The organism is Rossellomorea aquimaris (assembly GCF_000935355.1).
Classification (GTDB): domain Bacteria; phylum Bacillota; class Bacilli; order Bacillales; family Bacillaceae_B; genus Rossellomorea; species Rossellomorea aquimaris_B.
Genome location: NZ_JXZC01000028.1, coordinates 1 through 1,368 on the forward strand (window position 1 = coordinate 1; position 1,368 = coordinate 1,368).

At 56.7% G+C, this 1,368-nt stretch carries 1 protein-coding gene; it reads right to left on the reverse strand.

Going from position 1 to position 1,368, the window contains the following annotated elements; translation table 11 throughout:
• Window positions 1–263 precede the first annotated feature (263 nt).
• Window positions 264–1,289, reverse strand: coding sequence for an IS110 family transposase (locus TV75_RS20905; protein WP_024074122.1), 1,026 nt, complete (start codon window positions 1,287–1,289; stop codon window positions 264–266).
• Window positions 1,290–1,368 lie beyond the last annotated feature (79 nt).

Sequence of the window (1,368 nt, forward strand, 5' to 3'; positions counted from 1 at the left end):
AAAAAATCTATGGTCCCCCCCATTTTTGCAATACTGATTAACGGGCGATGTGGTTGGCTTGCTTAAATCTATCCGGCGTCTGTTTGGGGCTTGCCCCAGCGCCACGATGAGAGTCGCGCCTGACGATCCTTAAAAGCCCGTCGGCTTCTGAAGCCGATTTTTATGTCAGGATCTTCGCCAGGCCGGTAGGCCGTTCACGTCATCCGTTGTTCAGCTATCGCAAAACCTGAAGGGTGAATTGTGGTACTGCAACAACCGCAGGGTCAGGCGTTCAAGGCGTCTGGCCCTGCTTCATATTGCGCATGGTGAGCCGCTATCGCCCAAGCGATACGCGCCAGTTTGTTGGCCAGGGCACAGGCCACCACATTCGAGTGTCGTCGGCGCAGCAGCGCTCGCACCCAGTCGGCCAAAGCCCCCTTCTGATGATCCAGCCTCTGCATGTAAACCCTGGAGCATTGCACCAGCAGTTGCCGCAGGTGCTTGTCACCCCGCTTGCTGATCCCCAACAAATTGGCTTTGCCGCCCGTGCTGTACTGTCGCGGCACCAAGCCCACTGAAGCCGCAAAATCGCGACTGCATCGGTATTGCTTGCCATCGCCCATTTCTACAGCCAGAAGGCTGGCGGTGATCGGACCGACACACGGCATGCTAAGCAAACGGCTCCCCAGATCATCGTCGGCCAGCTGGCAAGCCAGTTGTTTGTCCAGTTCCTTGATCTGTTCATCCAGGTAAACGAAGTGATCGTGCAGGCGTTGCAACAGCACTGTCAGCCGCACAGGCAGCTCATGCTCGGCCAAAACAGCTGCCAAACGCTTCATGATGGCTGAGCCTTTGGGCAGGCTGATGCCAAATTCCAGCAGGAAACCGTGCATCTGATTGGCTGTCTTGGTGCGGTCATGCACCAACGACTCGCGCATGCGATGCAGGACAGACAGGGTTTGCTGAGACTCGGTTTTAGGCGTAACGAAGCGCATGGACGGACGGGAAGCCGCCTCGCAAATGGCCTCTGCGTCGATAAAGTCATTTTTGTTGCCCTTGACGAAAGGGCGGACAAACTGCGGTGAAATCAACTTGGTCGTATGCCCCATCGCCGCAAGCTGACGGGCGATGAAGTGAGAGCCGGCACAGGCTTCCGTTACCACGACGCAGCTCGGCAAGTTGCCGAAGAACCGCATCATCTGCGCTCGCGAGAGCTTTTTGCGAAACACCTCGCGGCCCGATTTGTCTTGGCCCAGAAGGTGGAAATTATGTTTGCCGAGATCGATCCCGATCAGTGCTGACTCGCTCATGATGATGGCCTCCAAAAACAAAACACCCTGCGAAAGCGTAGCCCTCGCAGGGTGTGGGGGTGACCATCTCATTAGCCCG